Annotated in this window: 22 protein-coding genes; 9 read left to right on the forward strand and 13 right to left on the reverse strand. The window is 43.0% G+C overall.

The window, feature by feature from the left end; genetic code table 11:
- Positions 1-31 precede the first annotated feature (31 nt).
- The 4 genes from EF514_RS01190 to EF514_RS01205 all read left to right on the forward strand — a co-directional run bounded on the left by EF514_RS01190 (position 32) and on the right by EF514_RS01205 (position 2,844).
- Positions 32-889, forward strand: a complete 858-nt coding sequence (locus EF514_RS01190) for a toll/interleukin-1 receptor domain-containing protein (protein WP_127722976.1) — start codon at positions 32-34, stop codon at positions 887-889.
- A gap of 313 nt (positions 890-1,202) precedes the next feature.
- Positions 1,203-1,427 (forward strand): helix-turn-helix domain-containing protein, encoded by a 225-nt coding sequence (locus EF514_RS01195; RefSeq protein ID WP_127722978.1) that lies wholly within the window; start codon positions 1,203-1,205, stop codon positions 1,425-1,427.
- Positions 1,417-2,115 carry a site-specific DNA-methyltransferase gene (locus EF514_RS01200; protein WP_205666345.1) on the forward strand — a complete coding sequence of 233 codons (699 nt, stop codon included), beginning with the start codon at positions 1,417-1,419 and terminating at the stop codon, positions 2,113-2,115. The genes EF514_RS01195 and EF514_RS01200 overlap by 11 nt, the downstream gene beginning before the upstream one ends.
- Positions 2,116-2,292: 177 nt before the next feature.
- The gene (locus tag EF514_RS01205; RefSeq protein WP_205666346.1) at positions 2,293-2,844 is read left to right on the forward strand and encodes a hypothetical protein; all 552 of its coding nucleotides are present in this window, start codon (positions 2,293-2,295) and stop codon (positions 2,842-2,844) included.
- A 17-nt stretch (positions 2,845-2,861) separates the two neighbouring features.
- On the opposite strand, the gene EF514_RS01210 is transcribed toward EF514_RS01205, so the two are convergent.
- From EF514_RS01210 to EF514_RS01255, 13 genes are all read right to left on the reverse strand, one after another.
- Positions 2,862-4,418, reverse strand: a complete 1,557-nt coding sequence (locus EF514_RS01210; protein ID WP_127722984.1) for a recombinase family protein — start codon at positions 4,416-4,418, stop codon at positions 2,862-2,864.
- The gene (locus tag EF514_RS01215; RefSeq protein ID WP_127722987.1) at positions 4,403-6,163 is read right to left on the reverse strand and encodes a recombinase family protein; all 1,761 of its coding nucleotides are present in this window, start codon (positions 6,161-6,163) and stop codon (positions 4,403-4,405) included. The genes EF514_RS01210 and EF514_RS01215 overlap by 16 nt, the downstream gene beginning before the upstream one ends.
- 30 nt (positions 6,164-6,193) lie before the next feature.
- The gene (locus EF514_RS10735; protein WP_164845515.1) at positions 6,194-6,370 is read right to left on the reverse strand and encodes an SHOCT domain-containing protein; all 177 of its coding nucleotides are present in this window, start codon (positions 6,368-6,370) and stop codon (positions 6,194-6,196) included.
- Positions 6,367-6,774 (reverse strand): helix-turn-helix domain-containing protein, encoded by a 408-nt coding sequence (locus EF514_RS01220; protein WP_127722989.1) that lies wholly within the window; start codon positions 6,772-6,774, stop codon positions 6,367-6,369. Before EF514_RS01220 ends, EF514_RS10735 begins: the two co-directional genes overlap by 4 nt.
- Positions 6,767-6,973: a hypothetical protein gene (locus EF514_RS01225; RefSeq protein WP_164845516.1), complete on the reverse strand. Its 207-nt coding sequence runs from the start codon at positions 6,971-6,973 to the stop codon at positions 6,767-6,769. The genes EF514_RS01220 and EF514_RS01225 overlap by 8 nt, the downstream gene beginning before the upstream one ends.
- Positions 6,974-7,065: 92 nt before the next feature.
- Positions 7,066-9,054 carry a DNA polymerase gene (locus EF514_RS01230; RefSeq protein WP_127722993.1) on the reverse strand — a complete coding sequence of 663 codons (1,989 nt, stop codon included), beginning with the start codon at positions 9,052-9,054 and terminating at the stop codon, positions 7,066-7,068.
- A gap of 53 nt (positions 9,055-9,107) precedes the next feature.
- Entirely contained in the window at positions 9,108-9,251 is a 144-nt protein-coding gene (locus tag EF514_RS10740; RefSeq protein ID WP_164845517.1) for a hypothetical protein, read from the reverse strand.
- 12 nt (positions 9,252-9,263) lie between these two features.
- Positions 9,264-9,824 carry a DUF2815 family protein gene (locus EF514_RS01235; protein WP_205666347.1) on the reverse strand — a complete coding sequence of 187 codons (561 nt, stop codon included), beginning with the start codon at positions 9,822-9,824 and terminating at the stop codon, positions 9,264-9,266.
- Entirely contained in the window at positions 9,817-10,950 is a 1,134-nt protein-coding gene (locus EF514_RS01240) for a DUF2800 domain-containing protein (RefSeq protein ID WP_127722995.1), read from the reverse strand. Before EF514_RS01240 ends, EF514_RS01235 begins: the two co-directional genes overlap by 8 nt.
- Positions 10,947-11,240: an rRNA biogenesis protein rrp5 gene (locus tag EF514_RS01245; RefSeq protein ID WP_127722997.1), complete on the reverse strand. Its 294-nt coding sequence runs from the start codon at positions 11,238-11,240 to the stop codon at positions 10,947-10,949. Before EF514_RS01245 ends, EF514_RS01240 begins: the two co-directional genes overlap by 4 nt.
- A complete protein-coding gene (locus EF514_RS01250; protein WP_127722999.1) occupies positions 11,237-11,986 on the reverse strand; it encodes a BRO family protein in 750 nt (249 codons plus the stop codon). The genes EF514_RS01245 and EF514_RS01250 overlap by 4 nt, the downstream gene beginning before the upstream one ends.
- Positions 11,964-12,101, reverse strand: a complete 138-nt coding sequence (locus EF514_RS10745; RefSeq protein ID WP_164845518.1) for a hypothetical protein — start codon at positions 12,099-12,101, stop codon at positions 11,964-11,966. The genes EF514_RS01250 and EF514_RS10745 overlap by 23 nt, the downstream gene beginning before the upstream one ends.
- 106 nt (positions 12,102-12,207) lie before the next feature.
- A complete protein-coding gene (locus EF514_RS01255) occupies positions 12,208-12,747 on the reverse strand; it encodes a helix-turn-helix transcriptional regulator (protein ID WP_127723001.1) in 540 nt (179 codons plus the stop codon).
- Positions 12,748-13,364: 617 nt separating this feature from the next.
- On the opposite strand from EF514_RS01255, the gene EF514_RS01260 reads away from it, so the two are divergent.
- From EF514_RS01260 to EF514_RS01280, 5 genes are all read left to right on the forward strand, one after another.
- Positions 13,365-14,510, forward strand: coding sequence for an ABC-three component system protein (locus EF514_RS01260; protein WP_127723003.1), 1,146 nt, complete (start codon positions 13,365-13,367; stop codon positions 14,508-14,510).
- Positions 14,494-14,724 (forward strand): ABC-three component system middle component 7, encoded by a 231-nt coding sequence (locus tag EF514_RS01265; protein WP_127723005.1) that lies wholly within the window; start codon positions 14,494-14,496, stop codon positions 14,722-14,724. The genes EF514_RS01260 and EF514_RS01265 overlap by 17 nt, the downstream gene beginning before the upstream one ends.
- The gene (locus tag EF514_RS01270) at positions 14,709-16,355 is read left to right on the forward strand and encodes a DUF2326 domain-containing protein (RefSeq protein WP_127723007.1); all 1,647 of its coding nucleotides are present in this window, start codon (positions 14,709-14,711) and stop codon (positions 16,353-16,355) included. The genes EF514_RS01265 and EF514_RS01270 overlap by 16 nt, the downstream gene beginning before the upstream one ends.
- On the forward strand, positions 16,352-16,555 hold the full coding sequence (locus tag EF514_RS01275) for a helix-turn-helix domain-containing protein (RefSeq protein ID WP_127723038.1): 204 nt from the start codon (positions 16,352-16,354) through the stop codon (positions 16,553-16,555). The genes EF514_RS01270 and EF514_RS01275 overlap by 4 nt, the downstream gene beginning before the upstream one ends.
- Before the next feature lie 249 nt (positions 16,556-16,804).
- Positions 16,805-20,398: VWA domain-containing protein (locus EF514_RS01280; RefSeq protein ID WP_127723009.1), on the forward strand; the 3,594-nt coding region annotated here is incomplete at its 3' end.

Genomic DNA, 20,398 nt, shown 5'->3' on the forward strand with positions numbered 1-20,398 from the left:
AACATTATTAAATTAAAGGTGAGTGAAATATATGCCAGTAGAGCAATATCAACGTACTGTGAATTCTTTAGACAAAGAAATTGCAGGGTTAGAAAAGAAAAAAGCAGAAGTTGAGAAGCGCAGTTCAGAAATTCAGATAAGAATTAATAATATTGAAAGAAGTATAACAAAAAATACTTCTAGTTCTATGATAAAAACAAAATCGAACCAAATTGCTAGTTTAAAAAAAGAATATGCAAGTAAAAGTAAAGAAAGTGCAGAATATGGCAAAAAAATTGCTGAAAAGCGAAAAAAACGAAATGATTCCTATTTAAAACTACAAAAAGCAAGTCAAGATGAACAGAAAAAATTGGATAGGGAACAAAAGAAGATCCAAGAAGCATATGAAAAAAGAATTGAAGATTTGTCTGAAAAATCCATACCACATTTATTTGAGTTAGAGAACCACTCTTTGAGAAAAAATTCAAACGAAGAAATGTATGATGTTTTTGTTTCGCATGCATGGGAAGATAAGGAATCGCTAGTAGACGAGCTTGTTTTGGAAATGAAAAATATTGGTATATCTGTTTGGTATGATACAGAAAAAATCGCTTGGGGAGATTCAATGAGGGGAAAAATAGATGAAGGTTTGAGAAAGTCAAAATTTGGAATTGCAATTCTTTCACCTAATTATATTGCTGAAGGAAAATATTGGACAAAGGCTGAATTAGATGGTTTATTTCAACTTGAAAGCATAAATGGTAAAAAACTATTGCCTATTTGGCATGAATTAACAAAAAAAGAAGTTATGGAGTATAGTCCAATTATAGCAAGCAAACTCGCTATGAATACAGCTATGCTAACACCTAGAGAAATAGCGGAAGAAATGAAAAATATAATTTCTGCTTAGATATTTAAAGAAAAAACTATTTGTGTGTTTAAATTAAATACTTTATAGACAGTAGAAAATAGAAATCTACGGTCTTTTTTATATTCATTGAATGAGTTATTCAACCGAGAATTAAGTAAAGTGGATTTAATTTTTCAAAAGTGTTCAATTTGATATTACAATTTAGGTATTTATATATATTATGATTAAGTAAAAAATAAATAGACATAAAAATTTAGGTGTGAGCACATTGCGTCACACCTTCTTTTTTAATTTTTAATATGATACAATGTAGAAGATAAAATACAAGTTATTGAAGAAATGGAGTGAAAGTATGAAGGTTTCATATAATGGGTTATGGAAAATTTTAATAGATAAAAATATGAACAAAACTGATCTTCAAGAGAGAATTGGTATTTCACCAGGTACTATTGCAAAAATGGGTAAAGGTGAATTTGTTAGCATGGAAGTCTTATATAGAATAGCGACAGCACTTGATGTTGATTTTGGGGATATGGTTTCGGTTAATACTGGGGAGGAAAAAGAATTTGAAAAATAATATTTTTGATGTAGTAGAGAATGTACTTAAATCAAAAGGAAAATATATATCAGAAGATGGTGGACTTTTAAAGGCAAAAGTTTATTCAGATATAATGACAATGGATAATGATTTGATTTCTATGCTTTTAAATGATGAGGATATCAAAAAAACCTTCTTTGTTAATGTTAATGGTACTTTTGTTTTCGACAAGCAAAAATTTGCATGGTTAATTGATTCCAAGGAGTTTTTACCTGACTCTTATACTTCATATACTAATAAAATAGGGCTGACATCCAATGGAGAATTTTTATCTGCTAAAAATGATGTAGTGCTTGATTTTCCTTATAAAGATTGTGTGTTAGAAGGTGGGCAAGACAAGGAAGATCAAAAACGTTCGGAAATAATGTACAATGAAATAATTGCAGCTGATGAAATTAGGAATATGCTTGCACCGAAGATTTTTACAAATGCAAGAAGATATAGTGCGAAGGCAGAAAAAGATTTGTCAGGGACTGATACTTTGAAAATTTGTGAAGAAGATAACATTGAATTCAAAGAAGAAGATAACTTAATAATTAAAGGAAATAATTTAATTGCGCTTGCTTCTTTATTAAAAAGATATGAAGGTAAAGTGAAGTGTATTTATATTGAAATGATAATACCGAAATTGATACAATTTAACGATTGCAAAAGAGCGGTTGCTTAGGGGGGTTCAAAAGTTTTTAGGGGTGTGCAATAAGTCAGCTTTTCAAAATCAGGGGGTGATTCCATGATGATAAGTCCGGAAACATATTATGATCACAATCTCAAAGGAAAATCTGCTTCTGAAATTTTGTCAAAAATTCGTGGACTCAAAAATGAAATCGGCAGGCTGAAAAATTTAATGGAATCTCCAGGTTACAACCAGATAATTCACTACTATCCCTCTTATGAGACTCAGCTTTGGTGCAATCGCCTGTATTTAGAAAAGGCGAAGCAAGCACTTGCTGATATGGGAGAAAAATATAAACCATCTAAGCAGGAGCAAAAAGTAGAAGCCTTTGATGCAAGCGTGCGTTTTATTGAAAAAATAGTTTTTTCCATCGGCGGATATTTCGGAGGATACGAGGAGAGAACACTTGCTTTTCAAGGAGACAATGTATCTATGACTGTCCGTCCATCTCTGTACGCTTTAGAAGATCATTTTGAAGTTGTAAATGTTCCACATTCTAAAAATGAATTTCTAGATACATTAACATCACTACACATCGGAGAGTGGAAAGCAAGCTACGACAATCCGTATGTTTCAGACGGTACGCAGTGGAAACTAGAGATATATTTTTCTAATGGTCATAAGAAGGTAAAAAAGGTAGGCTCAAATGCCTACCCGTATAATTTCAATGCTTTATGTGACCTTATTGGAATTCAAGATGACACTGAGGGCGGTGAAGAATGAATGCAGGAAAAAACGCCTTAAATCTCCATCCCATTTCTGAATATAAAGGTTAGATTTCCGTCTCTTGAAACCCTGGTATAATCAAGCAAACTTTGCCAGAGAAGCGGGCTGAAAGTTGCCATCTCATCTTCGGATAGTAGAGTCTTTATAAATCGCCCGGCTTGGATGTGCCGGGTTTTCTTGTCTTCAATCTTTTCATTGATGGCATCGTACTTTTTCTTCACACCGTTAAACCGCTCAGTCATCTCATCAAATTCCTGATTGTACTTTTCCTGATCCAAGGCCACTCTGGCGTTATTTTGAATGGCCTGTTCCATGAGATTTGAGATAGACTCCATTTCCGCGTAGAGCTTGTCACGCTCAATCTCCAGCTCTTTTGTGCTGTAGGCGATGGTTTCTATGGCTTGAAAGTTTGCTTGAATCTGCTCACGATCTTTCATCAAAATATTCACGGCGTTCATAAAGGCTTCTTTGATTTCATCCTCGGTAAAGTGCGGGGTTTGACATTTTTCTTTAAACTTGCTGTTACACTGCCAGATCGTGCGTTTATATTTGCTGGTGGAATGCCAGACCTTAGAACCGTACCAGTCTCCACAGTCCTCGCATTTCAGCTTCCCTGAAAAGATGGATACGCTGTTCTTTGATTTCCTGTAATCATGCTCAAGGAGCGTTTGAACGAAATCCCAAGTTTCAGGCTCAATGATCGCTTCGTGATTATTCTTCACATAGTACTGAGGGATTTCACCTTCATTTTTCTTTTTCTTCTTGGTCAGAAAATCAACGGTGAAAGACTTCTGCAAAAGTGCATCACCTTTGTATTTTTCGTTGGTCAGGATTGATTTGACACTTCTTGCACTCCACTTATCTTTGCCGCCTGGTGTTTTAATCCCTCGAGCTGTCAGCTCTTTAGCAACTCCGTAGCAAGATCGTCCTTCAAGGAAGAGGGCATATAAAAGTTTCACGCTTTTTGCTTCTTCAGGGTTTACGACAAGATTTCCGTCTTCGCCTCGGTCATAGCCTAAAAAGCGACTAAAAGGCACGGTTACTTTTCCATCTGCAAATCGCTTCCTTTGTCCCCAGGTGCAGTTTTCAGAAATAGACCTGGATTCTTCCTGGGCAAGAGAGGACATGATCGTGATGAGAAGCTCGCCTTTTGAATCGAGCGTTTGAATGTTTTCTTTTTCAAACCAGACCTCGATGTTTTTCTCTTTAAGTTTCCTGACGGTCGTTAGAGTATCCACCGTGTTTCTTGCGAAACGGCTGACCGATTTGGTGATGATGAGGTCAATCTTTCCGTCTAAGGCATCGTTAATCATAGCCTTAAACTCGACACGGTCTTTGGTGTTCGTTCCTGTAATGCCCTCATCAGCATAAACCCTGACAAACTCCCAGTCTTTTCGATTTTTGATGTAGTTGGTGTAATAGTCGACCTGAGCTTCATAGCTTGTTGCTTGTTCTTCGCTGTCTGTGGAGACACGGGCATAAGCAGCGACTCGTCTTTTCCTAGGAGAGTCAATGGGCATAGCCGTCTTTTTATTTATCTTGGCGGGTATGGTTGTTACTGACTTGACCATTTTTTCTCCTTCCTTATTTTCTTCATGCGATCGCTTGCTTCTTTGCGATGTTCAGGATCGCTCCAGTATTCTTTCATGCCTTTTAAGGCCTTTTTGCGACGCTCCTTGCTCCAGGGCGTGCCCCGTTTCTTTTCTTCGTATTGTCTTTCTTCGAAGTGGCCGTCACGAAAGTGAAAGGATACGGTATTATCTGCTATCTCGCAGTAATCCATCGCCTTGTCCATTGCTTCTTCGCTATATTCATCAAGATCTAAAACATCGCAGACTAAAGCGTTCAAGGTCGATTCCTGAATAGTGTTTGACGGACACTCACTAATCTTCGTTCGACATCTCAAGTAATATTCTGTTGTGCCGTCTTTTAGAGTTCTCCTTTGTCCACTAAAACTGTTGCCACATCTGGCACACCTGATAAATCCTGTATAGGGAGTTGCTGGATTTTTTAAACCGTTGGTATCTTTGCTTCGCTTTATCCTTTTGTATCTTTCTTTGTATTCGGGTGTCCAGGCATCTTTTCTGGCAGTGGATGCATAGGTGCGATGAATAAGCGAACCATCGGTCATAAAAAATTCCAGATGGTCTTTTCCTGTGACATCGATATGATCTACTTTTTCAAGAAAGACTTCGTCATCAAATTCATCAATGTCGAGAACCTCACTTATGATTTTCTTGAGCTGTTCCTCGTTTATATCACCGGTGCCACAGGGATTTCCCTGTCCCGCTTTTCTTGTCGCACACATCCAGCACCTTGTATGCCCGGTCTTGTTTTTCTTGCCGGCTCTTTGAAAGCTGCGATTGCAATGTGTACATTTGATTTTGGAAGTTAAAGCGGATGTCTTGATATGCGGATTGGCAAAAGCCCCCAGCTCCCGTTTTTTCTGTCTTATTTCCTGTACCTTGTTGAAAGTTTCCTCGCTGATGATGACAGGGTGGGTGTTTCTCGCATAATATTGAGGAAGTTCACCATTGTTGTACTTGGTTTTTCCGTCTTCGATGTAGGTTTTCTGAAAGAGCGTATTTCCGGTGTAGCGTTCCTGCTTTAAGATTTGGCGGATGCTGTTGTTTCCAAAATGGCCACCCGTATAGGACTTTACACCCATCTCTTCGAGCTGCTTTTCTGTCTTTTCCGCTGAAATGCCTTTGAGGTAGTTATCGTAAATAAGCCTTACAATTTTGGCTTCCTCTTCGACAATGACAAACTCTTTGCCTGTCCAGCGGTAGCCGTAAATATGAAAGGAATTCCCGATGCCTTTTTGAAAGTTCTTGCGAATGCCCCATTTCACATTTTCGGAAATGGATCTGCTTTCCTCTTGGGCAAAGGAAGCAAGAAGCGAAAGCATCAGCTCACCGTCTTCAGATAAGGTATGAATCTTTTCTTTTTGAAAACGCACTTCAATGCCTAAATCCTTCAGCTCCCTTACTGTTTCCAAAAGGTCGACCGTATTTCTTGCAAAGCGGGATATGGACTTTGTAAGGATGATGTCGATTTTCCCGTCCCGTGCATCACTTAGCATTCTTTGAAATTCCGGTCTGTCTGTTGTTAACCCTGAGACGGCTTTGTCGGCATAGACTCCGGCATACTCCCAGTCGGCATTTCCTTGAATGAACTTGCTGTAATAGCTGATTTGAGCAGAGAGCGAATGGGGCGTTCTGCCTTTCTCGATAGATATCCGAGCATAGGCAGCCACCTTTCTTTTCCTTGGCGGCTCCATTTTCACGGCGTTCACTTTTTGTATTATTTTCGTCATGAACTATCACCTCCACCCATATACATCACTCTAAAGAGGATAAATAGCAAGTAATAAATGGCCGATTATGGGCTGATATAAGTCTTCAAAATGGTGCATTAAATTCCGGCTTTCTTCGGCTGTCAGAAGCCCTTTTTCATACAGGTTTTCCACCAGCAGGAAGGCTTCTTGATATCTTGCTTCTCTTTCAAATTGCTCCTTTGTCATGAAAGACCACCTCCGAAGCGGTCAGCGATATAACATTCATGGGAGCAGTACTTTCTATTCTTGTTTCCGTATGAATAAAAGGCTTTATGGCAATAAGCACAGATCAGCTCGTAGTAGGCTTTACGCTTTACCTTATCCGGATGTTCTTTCCACCAGGAGAGCCTGCATTCATCGGAACAAAAGCTTTTCTGCTTTGCTCCTTCGGTCTGCGTAAGCTTCTTTCCGCACTTTTTGCAAAAGAGAACTTCAATAGCATCTGTGCCGCTTCGGTTTCCCGTCAGCCCGTTTCGTCTGCAGTGAGACTTCACGGTGTTGACAGAAAGCCCCAGTTTTTGAGCGATCGCTTTGTAGCCTACGCCTTTGTTTCTTAATTTTCCGATGACTTTTCTCTGGAGATCATTCATAGAAGACCCCCGCTTTTTCTTTCAGCCACTTGGCCGCACAGGATTTGCAATAGACGCAGGTTGTATGAAGATCGGTATCTTCTTCTTTCAAAACGTCACTCAGGTTTACCTGGATTTCTTTTCCGCATTTAGGGCAAATGGAGTAGACGTTTTTATCAGATAGGCGGGTGATAACCTTACTGTTTTCTGAAAGCGTCAATTTGGTATAAAACATGATCTGTCCTCCGTTTTTTTGTGATAGGGAAAACTCCCTTCACTTCCCCCTTGGACAGATCAGGTGTTTTTGGGCAATTAATCTTTCTGATAAAACGAACAAGTAAATCCGTCCGCATCAAGTTTTAAGCCTTTAGCCCATTTTGGTGTCCTGCTCATCTGCTCACATACAGCCTGTACCGACATGCGGGGATCAGCTTCGATCACGATCTCATCGTGGACATGCATGACAATGTCGGAGTATTTAAAAGTCATAAGGGCATTGCATAAGATGTCTCTGGAAATAGCCTGCACGATGTTTTCGACAAGCTTCGCTCCGTAGGTTTCAATTCGCTCCCAGCGCTTACCCGTGCCTACGCCTTCATAAGTGATGGATTCACCACCGAAGCGGTTTTCTTCAATGCGGGGTTTTGCATAGAAAAGCTCTCGACCGGACGGAAGGGTGATGATGAGTATGCCGGACTCATAGCGAAAGCGGATATTTTTAACTTCCTTTTTCTTGGAACGTTCTCTGACAGTAGCTATAGCTGCCCGGTCAATGTCCTGCCAGAGCATGACAATATTAGGGTTCGTCGCACGCCAGGCACTTACTAGGTTCGGCAGTTCCTCCTCCGAAAGCCCCATCTCAAGGGCACCCATTGCTTTTAAGGCTCCGACTGAGCCGCCGTAGCCGCAGGCGAGTTCCGCTATTTTCCCTTTTTGCCTGAGATGGGCATTTACTCCGTGCTTTTCTACAGGAACGCCGAACATCTCACTTGCCGACCTGCAGTAGATGTCGCCACCTTCAGAGAAAAGTGCCATCCGCCATGTTTCTTCCGCCAGCCAGGCTAAAACTCTGGCTTCAATGGCCGAGTAATCAGCGACAAGAAAGATGCGTCCTTTTTTCGGGATAAAGGCGGTGCGGATAAGTTCCGATAAGACTTTCGGGATGGAGTCAAAGAGCAGGCTTAAGGATTCAAGGTCACCATCTTTGACCAGCTTTCTTGCAAGCTCCAAATCTTCCATCTTGTTTCTTGGGAGATTTTGAACTTGAATGAGCCTTCCTGAAAAGCGACCGGTGCGGTTGGCTCCATAGAACTGCAAGAGTCCGCTGGCACGGCCGTCGCGACAGACACAGTCTCTCATCGCTTCATATTTCTTAACGCTGGACTTGGCCAGTTCCTGCCTGGTTTCAAGAACCTCTTTAACATCGCCGGAAGCATCTTTAAGGAGTTTTTTTACTGCCTTTTTATCAAGAGATTCTGTTGCGATACCCTTTGATAAAAGCCACTCTTTTAGCTGCAGGACAGAATTGGGATTTTCAAGCCCGGTGATTCGTTTGAGTTTTGCCATGCTTTCTTCACGCACGGCTTCATTCATGCGGATGGCATTTTTAGCGAGGTCTTTGTCCAGCAGAATTCCGAGGTCATTTATTTCCTGATCTCTGTGGTAAATCTCCCATTCCTTATCCGGCATGGGAAAACGGGAAAGCTTGTCATGAATGAGAAGTTCCGTTTCCACATCTCGCTTGTTGTAGGATTTGTAAAGTGCCCATTTTTCCGGATCGTGTGAGGGCAGGTTTCTTGTTCTGCCGCCATTTGCCCGATTTGCTTTACAGGGAAGAGAAAAATAGCGGATGAGATCTTTCCCGGTCTTTAGTTTTTGTTTATCCAGTCCTAAAACCTCACCGACCCCTTCCAAAGATAAGGGAAGCCCCAGATAAGCAGACCAGGCCATATCGCAGTACCAGGACGTAGGAGATAGGTAATGAAGATACTCAGAATCGTGGCCAAAGGGCAGCGACTTTTCTAGTACATAGCCCTTTCTTTTCAGCCATTCCGAGATACAAACCCGCTCAAACTGAGCGTTAAAAGCCCACTTGATGACATCATCTGAAAGAAAGGCGCAGATGAGTTTCTCCGGCACCTTTTCCCCCTGAGCGAGGTCAATCGTCTTTATCTCTCCTCCGTCGATGGCATAAGAAAGAAGCAGAATTTCAAAGTCCGGCTCCTCAACATAGCGATAAACTCCTGTTTTTCTTAAATCGGCAGAGGAAAAAGTTTCAATGTCTAAGCATATTGTTTTCATTTACTCCCTCCATAGAGAGAAAGGGCGGAGCCTTTGACCCCGCCCTCCCGTCATCAGTTTTTCTTTTGCCTTTTTGCCTGTCTCCATACGGCTTGGCAGAATCTGTAGACAAGGTAGAAAGGTAAGAAGGCTAGTGTTCCTGCAAGAAGCGTTGCTGCGAAAAGCTGATAGAGCTGAGAAAAGTATTCACAAAACATGAGACTTCCTCCTTAGCTCAAAAAGTCATCGTCTTCAACAAAATCAGCAAAGTCGTCTTCTGCGCTGGTGCGACTTCCCAAAAGTTCTCCGTCACGGATTTTCTGCAGGTTATTTAAGCCACAGGCGATTCCTCGATTGCCGTTGGAGTTGAAGGCGTAGAAGTTGATCGACGCTCTGCCATAGACTCCGCTGTAGACTTCCGAGCGGGTCAGAATCGGCTGCACATTGGCATCGACAATGCCCGGCTGAGTGGTTGAGTTGGCATTGAGAAAATAGCTGTTTGCATAGGCTTCATCGTCCGGACGCTCCGTATCACCGTCACGAAGCGGTGTTTTGATGGATTCAAGCGTCGGGACAGAGCGGCTGTTGCCTTTCAGTTTCGCTTCGCCTTCCTTGTAGGCGGCTTGAATCGCTTTCTTGATGGCTTCAATGGTTTTCTTGTCGCTTTTCGGAATGATGAGAGATACCGAGAATTTCGGCACTCCGCCGTTGATGGATTTTGGCTCCCACACATTGGCATAGGACCAGCGGGTGTCTTTACCTGTAATTACTTTCATTGGATTCTTAGTCATGGATAATTTCCTCCTTAAAATCATCAAATATGTTTGTCATTTCCGGTCTTTTATCGCTTTCCGGTACAAGCGTCGGTTTGCCCTGAGGCTTAATCACGAGATCTTCCAAGAGATCGCTGAACTGTTTCCTGCCGAGAAGCTGAGTCATGGCAGTGATGCCTAAGACCTTCTTTTCATAAGGGTCAAAGCCTGCCTGCTTAACCGTCTCGGCGACTTTTGCTTCATCGCTGTACTTGCGGTTTGATCTGCCCTCGACGAGCTTAAACCCCGCCCATTTCTTGCCGGATTTGGCAGCTGTCAAGGCGTAGTCTTTGATGTCCTTGGCCCATGCGGAAAGCTCGTCAAGTTTCCCCAAGACAGACTCGATTTCCTCATCTGTCAGAAGCTGCGGCCTGGCAAATTCATATTTGGCCAGTTCAAGATTGGCACTTGCTCGTTCTGCACAGGTAGCTTTTACCTTGCAGAACTGACACCAGCTTCCGGCTGAGAAGTCACCCTTGCCCTCAAAGGCAAGTGTGGCGATGGGTTTTACAGTTTCTTTGGCCCAGCCGTAGAGTTCTTCTTTTGGCAAAGTAAAGCTTGAGATATTGTCTCTTCTTGGCTGAAAGATAGTCATTTTGACTTCGTCAAAATCGTAGATGCCGTCAAAAAGTAAGCTTGCCGCCAGGCCATAAAGCATTAGCTGGGGATTTCGTTCCGCTTCGACCAGCACCCCTGTTCCGTACTTAAAATCCCAGAGATAGAGCGTATCGTCAGCGATGATGATGCAGTCCGCTGTGCCGAAGCCCTCCGGTACGATGTCGGAGAAGTCGAGCCTTTGCTCAATCAGGACAATCGGATCGGTGGTGGTTTGCTTTATTCCTTCCAAGCACTCCATGATATGGTCGGCATAGAAGGCTGCTGCATCGTCCATCTCTTTTGAGTAGTAGGAGAGGTTTTCCGTCGGGTCATCCGCTTTCATGCCGAGGGCTGATTTCAGCTTGTATTCCGCAAGCTCGTGTGCCGCCGAACCTTCTAAGGCATAGGGCGATGCTTCGTCTCTGACTTTTGTGTTCAGCCTCGCCGAGGGTGGGCAGTGAAGCCACCTGTAGGAAGAAGAAGCGGATAATATGGCATGTGCTGTCATTTTTTTAATCCCTCCACTTCCTTTAGCAAGGCTTCGTAGTGCTTAGGTTCTACCGCTGAGAGTTTCTCCGCACCGTACTTTTCAATCAGTGCCTTAATCTCCTTGGTGAAACCTGCCTGCGATTTTTTGGCGAGAACGGCTCTGACATCGGACAGGCTGAGTTCGGGTTTTGCAGGCTGTTCCGGAGCCACAGGCTTGTCACTCTCGATAGCCAATGCCAATGTGCCAAGGCTATCTGCCAAAGCGTGCATATCATCAACAATGTCTTTTAGTAACTTGATTCTGCTCATGAGACACCTCCTTCGAGAAGAAGACGGAATGTCTCTCGTCCTTTGGGCGTAATTAGTGTCTGATAGCCTTTCCAGTCGGTTTTCTCGTTGAAACATTCCTTGATTTCAAAAAGACCGTCATTTTTCTCGGCGTAAGGAAAGAGTGTGCCTTTCGCATCCCTGTAGATGTAGCCGTGGCTCAGGAGATAGTCGATAAACTCCTTTTGCTTAACACCGAGCGCCTTTGCCGTGTTGCGGAAATTAGAGAGTAGGTTTCTGTCCACCAGCTCATCAAAGTAGTCCGCCTTAGGCTGCATGACTGTGTTTTGAACGGTGAGTTCCGAATTTTGGATGGAAAGGGCATCACGTTCTTCTCTTGCTTTTTTGAGTTCCGTTGCCAGCTGAATTAAGGTGTCCGGATTAAGAAGTACTTCTTCTAGCTTCGCAGGAGTCAAGTAGGCTCCGTGTTTTCGAATGTCCGGCAGCACCTCATGCGTGATCCAGCGTTTAAAGGTTTTCGCTTCAGGTTTTCGGCTGGCCAGGATCAGGTTATATAAGCCGTACTCATTGATGCAGTTGGTCATTCCCTGACGACCTATGTTGAACATAGACCGTTCATCTTCATCGAGACGTGTGACCGCCTGGCTTGTGTTGGCAATATCCAGTGCATCGCAAATATCCGTTGCAACAAACCAGATATCTCCGTCTTTTGTCAGTGTTCGGATTTTTCCGAACTGTTCGTGTTCATAGATTTGCATTGGCTCCATACTTGTCCTCCTTTCTCTTACTCATGAGTTCTTGTGCTAATCTTTTTGACATGATGCTGATGGTGATAAGTAGTCCGATCAGCTGTTTGTCATCCGGGTCTCTTGCTCGTTTCATTGGCGTTCCTCCTATCCGAAGGGCAGGTATCGTTTGTCCCTTCACCCTCCCCTTGGACAAGAGGAGGGATTTTGGGCAAACGAAATTGAAAAAAGTTTTTAATTGGCTAGAACCAGTCACTTAATTTCTCTAGCAGGGTTTTGAAAATGACCGATTTTCTGTAGTTCACGGTTTTTCTCGGACAGTCGATTTTAGATGCGATAGCTCGTTCACTAAGACCGTCCATAAACAGTCGGGTTATTTCCCAGTCACGGGGAGATAAGCTTTGAACTGCAGCTTGAACAGCTTCTTTGAATGCCTTTTCTTCCAGTTCTTCAGATAAATCTGATTCATCTGCGATTAGGTCGATAAGCGTGCTCATATCCTTGTCTTCATCTGCGACTTCTACATCCAGTGAAAGGAATTCTCCTTTTTTGTGATAAGGGCAGACATCACAGTCAGCCGCACACTTCCAAAAGAGATGTTTGGGGCAGAAACAGCGACCTGCCCGCTGTTCCTGCTTTCGGATTCGATTGATGCTTAGGTTTAATTCCTGATATATTTCTTCACTGACCGGGATAAGGTCGACGCTATAGGGGTTGTCCGGTCTTCTTAACGGGTAGTAGCGTTGTTTCTTGGATTGACTTTGTTTGCCTAAATTTTTCATTTTTGTCCTTTCCGCCGTCCGGAGGAAAGGGCAAAGGAATAAAGAAAAGGTCCCGTGCGATTCAGTACACGAGACCTTTAGAGCCGAAAAATGGGCACAGAAAAGAAAGGTACTGAAATCGCCATGACTGCTTAGTGCAGTGTTTTGACGTTTTCTGTATCCTCTGCCTTTCCGTGCACAGATCGGCTTTAGATAATTTTTAGGTTGATTACGACTTTGGCAATGCAGGCTGTCCAGTTAAGGGCTGTCTCTGCACTGCCGGGTGAAATTACTTGCGCTTAGGCTTGGTTTGCGATAAAGCGCTGCCTGCCACAGACTTTGACTTCTTGCTGTAGCGTCCGTCTCGCAAAATGTGAGAGGCTTTACGAGCTACTTTTCTCGATGTCTGCTTCGAGTTTCGCTTGGCCATACTTGTCACCTCCTTTTTAGAGGTTTGCGGTTATTGATCAAAGAAAAATTGGCGTTCGCCAAGTTGTAGTTGTAAAAACAGACAAAAAGCGATATAATTTACACACTATTCTTCGATTACCCCTATTGTACCGAGGGGGTTATCCTGGAATTAGATGTTTTGAGATGACGTGAGATACTTTGGATACTTTGCTAAGGAGGTCGCAGGGATGTTATTTCATGAATTAGTCCATGCTGTACATCCGTACCTTATGAAAGATGCGGATGTTCCGGAATTTATGCGCACCTTGATTCAGATGCTCTGTGATATTCCTGAAGAGGATTGGACAACAAAAAAAGACCCTTCGTCAGAACAGGTCAATAAGGATGCATCCTTACGGAAGTTCTATACGAAAGGGCCTACTAAAAAGTTGGCAAAAGCAATGCTGGGTCGACTTACAAAAGATAATTTTGTTGAATCTATAAATTATGACAGGACAGATGTTGTAAAAGAGTCGCTTGCTGAAAGCATAAGACCTTTTCACGAAAGTGTTGATAAAGATAATGTAGGTGAGGTTCTTTTCGAGCTATTTAAAAAATCTCTGGAATTTATCATAAATCCAAAATTGGAAAATGAGCGCAGATTAACTCTCGCAAAAAACACTTCAAGCCAAGCTAAAACATCCTTCGGTTCCTCTCTGTTGGCGGATTCTGATCATATATGCTCTATGCCAGGCTGCAGTAAAAGTTTACAAGTTGAAGATGCCGATAATAACACTGTTGAAGACTATGAAGCAGCTCGCATAGACAACAGTAAAAGTGTTACATATAAATCTTTTATAGCTCTATGCCATGACTGTTTTCAGAAATACGCCTTTAAACATACTAAAGTTGAAGAAACAGCGTTGCAAGCCATTAAAAAAGTGCAGATGCAAACCCGTGATTCAAAAAATGTGCTTGACACAATAGGTATTGAAAAAGGTATCAGTCAGGTTGTTTCCAATCTCTCAAGAGCAAAACCTAAAGATTTTATTGAAATTAGTTATGAGGCTCTGAGTGTATCCGAGAAAATTGATGAAGGAAGTCACAGCATATTACTTAACCAGGTTACGAGCGATGTAACTAAATATTTCTTGTTTGTTGAGAAGTCAATGCAAGATGAGGCAAAGAAGAAATTGTTCAATGATCTTTTGCTTAGGGCGCAAATAAAAGCCGCATATGAGAAGCTTGCGGATAAGAAGTATAGTCCCGAGCAAATTTATACTGCTTTATCAGAAAAATTGCGTGCCATTACCAAGCAGGATATCTTTTATTGCAACATCGTGATTGCATATTTTATACAGTCGTGTGAGGTGTTTGATGCTTTTACCAAATAAGCTGTTTTCATATAGTGAAACAGCTCTCTCAAAGATTCCTTATGTACTTGAAGTGCTGGATGAACCTCTTTCTCCAAGCGAGATATTGCACAGTATTGGTGGAGTACTGGGCGGTCCTTTGGAATTAATATATGCACTAGACATTCTCTATGCACTGGGTGAAATACGATTAATAGAGAATGAAGGGAGGATTACCAGATGCTCAAAAAAATAAGCTGTGAACTTTTTAAAGTGAATGGGCAAAAAAGGAGGCCTATTCGATTTCATAAGGGATTGAATATTATCCTGGGCGGAGGAACAGGAGTAAACTCCATCGGAAAATCAACAATGCTTCTCATCATCGATTTTGTATTTGGTGGAAATACGTACCTTTCAAGTGATGCTGTAAAACAACTCGGAAATCATAACATTGAATTTGTTTTTGAGTTTGACAGTATTGAGTATCGATTTGTTCGTAGTACTGCACAGGCGAATAGTATTATTAGGGTTGATGAGAACGACAATATTCTGAATGAGATTGACCTGCAGGATTTTACTGATTGGCTGTGCAAAAAATACAAAATGGATTTACCAGGCCTAAAATTCAGAAATACAATCAGCCGTTTTTTCAGGATTTATGGGAAAAAGAATTATGACGAATTTCGCCCGCTACAAGATACCGGGCAATCAGAGAATCAAGAAAAAGCGATCCGTGTCCTTGTTGCTCTTTATAATCAGTACGCTGAGATTGAAGCTTTCGAACAGCAACTAAAAACCGCTGAGGCTAGAATAGATGCTTTTCGTAAAGCACGAAGATATCAGTTTATTCCGTCTGCTGTTGATGGAATGAAAAAATATGAAGAAAACATCCAGATAATTTCTGAACTGAAAAGGAAAAAGTCGGAATTAGAGTTGAGCGGCGATCAATCTTTCAGCGAAGAAGAAGTCAAGAAGGCTGAACAAACTAATGAATTGCGGATGGCAATTCAGGATGCCAGGCGGAAACTTCGACACAAAGAAAATGATCTGCATTTGATAAATCTTAATCTTACGCAAGGAGTGTATCCGACAGAGGCGGATTTAAAGAATCTGCAGGAGTTTTTTCCGGAAGCAAACCTGGCTAAAATTTTGGATGTTGAGCGCTTCCATAACAAGATTCAGGCCATTTTGCATGATGAGCTGGAAGCTGAACAAGAAAAAATTAAAGAAGAAATTCAGCCACTTAGAGAAGTAATTGAAAGTCTGCAGAAGGAATTAGAGAACATCCAACCGTCGATGGCTTTTAGCCAGGAGTTTTTAAACACTTACACAGAACTCGACCGCAGGATTCATAAATTAGAAGATGAAAACGAAGCTTTTGAAACAAGAAACAGATTACAAAATGAGAAAAAACAAGCGAGTGATCGCCTTAAGTCCCAGACAGGAATGGTGCTTAACGAGATTAATTCTAAAGTTAATAGCAGTATGGCGGAGATTAGTGATGTTGTTTCCCAAGGATTGGATAATCCTCCGGTACTCAATATTAAGGAGTACAACAGCTACTCTTTTGAAACACCCAAGGATACCGGTACGGGAACTAATTTTAAGGGGATGTTGATTTACGACTTGGCTACGCTGAGAAATACTGTTCTGCCGGCTATGGCACATGACTCGTTACTCTTTGTAAATATTTCTTATGAGACGGTGGAGCGAATTTTACAGCTATATGCAAACGAGACAGACAAACAGATATTTATCGCCTTTGATCGAGCTGATAGCTATGACAGAGAGGCACAGGACATTGTCAAAAAGAACACCGTTTTGAAACTTGATAATGATGAGGAGGCATTGTTCGGATGGAAATGGAGCAGGAAAGAAACACCATGAGAATTCAATATAACAAGCTGTGGAAGCTTTTGATTGATAAAGACATGAAAAAAGTCGACTTAAAAAATGCGGCAAAGATTAGTTCAAACTCGATTGCAAAGCTGAGTAAGAATGAGCCGGTACGTATGGATGTTCTCATGAAGATTGCCATCGCTTTGGATTGTAAGGTGGAAGATTTGTTTGAGACAGTGATTACTTGAGAGTAAAGCCTAGTTACTCGTTGTTTTTGCAAAAAAGGGGTCCTAAAGGAGGACTCAATATGGTATAATGAATAAAATGATAGCTATTGCAGAGGGTCATGTGTGGTCTGCCTGCCATCCTGAGCCTCTCTCTTCTGTGCTTAATTATGAAAGAGATTGAGGGAATTGGGTTATCTCTTTTCTTTCATCGTATGAGCACATCATGTTATCAGATGATACAATAATTTTACTTAGGAGGTAGCAACAGTTATGGTAAAACGATCAAAAATTAAACTCACCTTTTCTTGGCTCATTGTTTTTGTCTTAATATTTAGTCCTTTGGTTTCGGCCTTTATGCCTATCGCTGCAGCAGAAACATCTGGAGATTTTGAAGTTTCGGTCAGTTATGATGCAAATGGCGGTAGTGGAGAAATGAAGCCGCTTACCGTGGCATGTATGGAATACATTACATTGCCTGAAAACGGATTCATAGCCCCTGAAGGGTGCACTTTTAAAACCTGGGGTATAGGTGGAACGGAATATGCTCCCAATGAAGAAGTGCAAATTCGTTCTGATACTGTAGTTAAAGCCGTCTGGAAGGATGTGTCAGAAGTTTCAGAGGAGAGTGATGTAGGTCCTAGTGCTGAGGCCGAGCCAGCTGGGTCGGTGGATGTAGAACTGCCCCAGACGGAGCTTCCGGAAGAGGGTGTTGGTAATTCTGCTGAAGGGGCTGATGGCTCGCAGGCGGAAGTTTCAGAGGGAAGTGGTCTTCCTGCTTCCTCGGAAATGTCCAATTCGGAAAGTGCTAGCAGTGAAAAGCCGGCTCCAGGGGAAGCAGAAAAAGCCGGGCTTGATGATAATCCAGACCATTTGCTTGCACCGGATGATTCGCCCTACGGTGGAGAGATTGACTATGGTATTTTTCCCGTCATGTCATTTGGCGGTGTGCGGATGATGCGTTCGATGAACACTATGGCTGCCAATAACTCCCCAGTCATCGGAACAGACCACCCGACACAGCCCGGCGAAGTCATGCTTTTCAAAGAGGCGAAACCCATTGCCGGGATTGTTAATACCTGGGAAGTCACCTTAAGAATTGAAGGGAAAGATACGAGAGAGACATCCGATGTTGTCTTGGTGATCGACCGATCCGGGTCGATGAATGATCAAGGTCGTATGGCAGCAGCTCAGCAAGCAGCTAATGCATTTGTAGACGAGTTGCTACCGTCCGATACTACCCGAATCGCTGTGGTCTCTTTTTCAGGGGATGTCACGACGAATCAGGGGCTAACCAACGATGCTACAACTCTGAAATCTGCCATCAATGGTCTTAATGCAAATGGCGGGACCTTTACTCAAGCGGGTGTGAAGCAGGCGGAGGCTTTGCTCGCCAACTCAACAGCAGATCACAAGCATATCGTCCTTTTGTCGGACGGGGTGCCGACCTATTCTTATGAGATTCCCAATAGTACGGTTCGTAGAGATGGCTACGTACATGATGGTTCTGACTATGTTACAGGAACAGGCTATGCCTCATCGGCCTATGGAACATCTAGAGTAGGCAACGGCAGCAGTATTGACTCTTATATTGAGTGGTATCTGTTGGAACGAGCTTACTACAATCACGGCAACTCTGCCATCGCGGAAGCTGGCTTTGCCGGTGTTGCCGGCTATAATGTCTACACCATTGGCTTGCAGACGGGTGGCACCGGTAGTGACGTTCTCAGTCGCATGAAACAAAATGACGGTACTTTTACAGAGGTTTCAGACGTCAGTCAATTAGACCCGGTATTCCAGGCAATTGCTGGTCAGATTGGTGCCGCCGTTAAGGAAGCTGCCGTTACCGATCCGATGGGAGCGGGATTCCAAATTCCCGCGGCTAACGTTAGTGGCATTATAACCGTCCCGGCAAGTCCACCTGCCACATATAACGCAACTACTAAGAGCATCAGTTGGAATCCGGGAACGCTGACAACTCCAATTGAGCCAGGCAGCGATATCAAATACGCAGAACTGAAATATACGATTGAGATCAATGACGATATCCTGGCTCAGACTCCGGATGTAAATGGTGAGTATCCGACCAATGGCAGTGCGCAGATACAGTACACGGACGCAGGTGGAAATCAGCAGACCGGCACTTTTCCGGTGCCGAAGGTCAACCCTGTGCTGTATAAGGTTGTCAAAGAACTTCAGGACAAAGACGGCACTGTTATTACCGCTGACCGGAGCTTTACTGTTCAGGTGACAGGACCCGAGGCAGGTGGTGCTGGCACTGTCCGTAGTTTCACACTGAACACCAATACGGAGAGCAGTACTAAACTGATGACCGACCTAAGGTATGCTAGTACCTATACCTTTGAGGAGACGGGAAATCTGTCCGACTACGATGTGAGCTATTACGTTGATGGTGTGGCGGTTTCCGGTGCCGACAGAAAATTTACAATCACTGACGGCAATACGGCCGATGTCGAAGTAAAGGTTGTCAATAAAGAAAAGCCGGGAACGCTAACCATTACCAAGGTCCTAGATCAGTCGGTGGTATCCGCAAAGAGCGGCACCCGAGCGGCTGTATCGTTCTCTTTCTCGGTCACGGGACCAAATAGCTATAACCGGACGTTCGACTTACCGGACAATGGATCTTGGACAAAAACGTTGACAAATCTGGTCAAAGGAACATATACGGTGACTGAAACAACCACCGGCTATACCACCAGCGTGCAAGTCAATGAGAATCCTTCGGTCTCAGGCAACAGTGCGGATGTAACCATCGACATCGGTGCACTCAATCAAACAGTGACGGTCACTAACAAACAGACCGAGAACATGAGCGTCACAGCCACCAAAACATGGGTGAATGCACCAACCGATAAGCCTGATATCTGGTTTCAACTGATTCGCATAAACAGCGATAACAGCGAGACCAAAATAGGAAGCCCCAAAGCGGTTATCAGCAATACTGTATCCTGGAATCAGACAGATGTAGGATTAGGTGAATCGCTGCTCCGCTATGACGAAAACGGAAATGAGTACATCTACAAGGTGCAGGAAGTGGACGCCGACGGCAACGACTTTGTGCCGGGAGGATTTTCAAAGATAGAAGATGGTTTGAACGTTAAAAACAGCTTCTACGAGACAAATCCGGCTGACATCACTTCCCTGCGTTTTGAAAAAACATGGGCGGGTGTTCCTGAGGGGATGACTCCTCCTGACATTACGGTACAGGTGATGGCGAATAATGAGGTTTATGCAACGGCTACCCTCAGGTATCCCGACACTGTAGTGGAATGGAAGAATCTGCCTTTGCATGATGCTGATGGTAATTTGATTACTTACACCATCAATGAGCTGGGCATCAATGACTTCGACGAGGGGACTCCTGTTTACACTGAAAGCGTGATAGAGAATGTTTATTGCGAGCCGTCTCAAAATCAAACAGACTGGTCATTGCAAAATCCGGCTTTTATTATTACGCGTTTAACGAAAAACGGACCTTTTGTTGTATGGACCCTAAACCATATTCCGCAAGCGGAGCGTGTTGCTATGTTGCAAAATGTTATAGCAGCTTCCCAACCAGATAATTTCAAGCAGCCACTGAAAGACTTGGGGCAATACTTAGACGGAGGTGGTGACTACTTTGTTTGGTTGGAAGGTGCTAATGTTTCTCGTGACATCTTGCCGAACGATCAGAGTGCGGGGCAGATTACCATTAACATTACTTTCAATACTGACGGAACGGTGAATGCATCGACTATTCACTATCAAGGTGAAAACACTTGGACGCACTTTGCTGTGGGCGGCTATTCATCGAAACTAGCCAAGATTACCAATACCTATAACCAAGAAACGATTGACATCCCAGTC

The sequence above is a fragment of the Anaerosphaera multitolerans genome (assembly GCF_004006535.1).
GTDB lineage: Bacteria > Bacillota > Clostridia > Tissierellales > Peptoniphilaceae > Anaerosphaera > Anaerosphaera multitolerans.

Excerpts from the sequence above, each read along its gene's own strand:
- EF514_RS01205 (WP_205666346.1), top strand. The coding sequence starts at position 2,293 with ATGGAATCTCCAGGTTACAACCAGATAATTCACTACTATCCCTCTTAT.
- EF514_RS01265 (WP_127723005.1), top strand. The coding sequence starts at position 14,494 with ATGCTTTTACCAAATAAGCTGTTTTCATATAGTGAAACAGCTCTCTCA.
- EF514_RS01190 (WP_127722976.1), top strand. The coding sequence starts at position 32 with ATGCCAGTAGAGCAATATCAACGTACTGTGAATTCTTTAGACAAAGAA.
- EF514_RS01230 (WP_127722993.1), bottom strand. The coding sequence starts at position 9,054 with ATGAAAACAATATGCTTAGACATTGAAACTTTTTCCTCTGCCGATTTA.
- EF514_RS01220 (WP_127722989.1), bottom strand. The coding sequence starts at position 6,774 with ATGAATGATCTCCAGAGAAAAGTCATCGGAAAATTAAGAAACAAAGGC.
- EF514_RS10740 (WP_164845517.1), bottom strand. The coding sequence starts at position 9,251 with ATGTTTTGTGAATACTTTTCTCAGCTCTATCAGCTTTTCGCAGCAACG.
- EF514_RS01240 (WP_127722995.1), bottom strand. The coding sequence starts at position 10,950 with ATGACAGCACATGCCATATTATCCGCTTCTTCTTCCTACAGGTGGCTT.
- EF514_RS01250 (WP_127722999.1), bottom strand. The coding sequence starts at position 11,986 with ATGGAGCCAATGCAAATCTATGAACACGAACAGTTCGGAAAAATCCGA.
- EF514_RS01245 (WP_127722997.1), bottom strand. The coding sequence starts at position 11,240 with ATGAGCAGAATCAAGTTACTAAAAGACATTGTTGATGATATGCACGCT.
- EF514_RS01235 (WP_205666347.1), bottom strand. The coding sequence starts at position 9,824 with ATGACTAAGAATCCAATGAAAGTAATTACAGGTAAAGACACCCGCTGG.
- EF514_RS01210 (WP_127722984.1), bottom strand. The coding sequence starts at position 4,418 with ATGGTCAAGTCAGTAACAACCATACCCGCCAAGATAAATAAAAAGACG.
- EF514_RS01195 (WP_127722978.1), top strand. The coding sequence starts at position 1,203 with ATGAAGGTTTCATATAATGGGTTATGGAAAATTTTAATAGATAAAAAT.
- EF514_RS01275 (WP_127723038.1), top strand. The coding sequence starts at position 16,352 with ATGAGAATTCAATATAACAAGCTGTGGAAGCTTTTGATTGATAAAGAC.
- EF514_RS10745 (WP_164845518.1), bottom strand. The coding sequence starts at position 12,101 with ATGAAACGAGCAAGAGACCCGGATGACAAACAGCTGATCGGACTACTT.
- EF514_RS01260 (WP_127723003.1), top strand. The coding sequence starts at position 13,365 with ATGTTATTTCATGAATTAGTCCATGCTGTACATCCGTACCTTATGAAA.
- EF514_RS10735 (WP_164845515.1), bottom strand. The coding sequence starts at position 6,370 with ATGACAAAGGAGCAATTTGAAAGAGAAGCAAGATATCAAGAAGCCTTC.
- EF514_RS01270 (WP_127723007.1), top strand. The coding sequence starts at position 14,709 with ATGCTCAAAAAAATAAGCTGTGAACTTTTTAAAGTGAATGGGCAAAAA.
- EF514_RS01255 (WP_127723001.1), bottom strand. The coding sequence starts at position 12,747 with ATGAAAAATTTAGGCAAACAAAGTCAATCCAAGAAACAACGCTACTAC.
- EF514_RS01215 (WP_127722987.1), bottom strand. The coding sequence starts at position 6,163 with ATGACGAAAATAATACAAAAAGTGAACGCCGTGAAAATGGAGCCGCCA.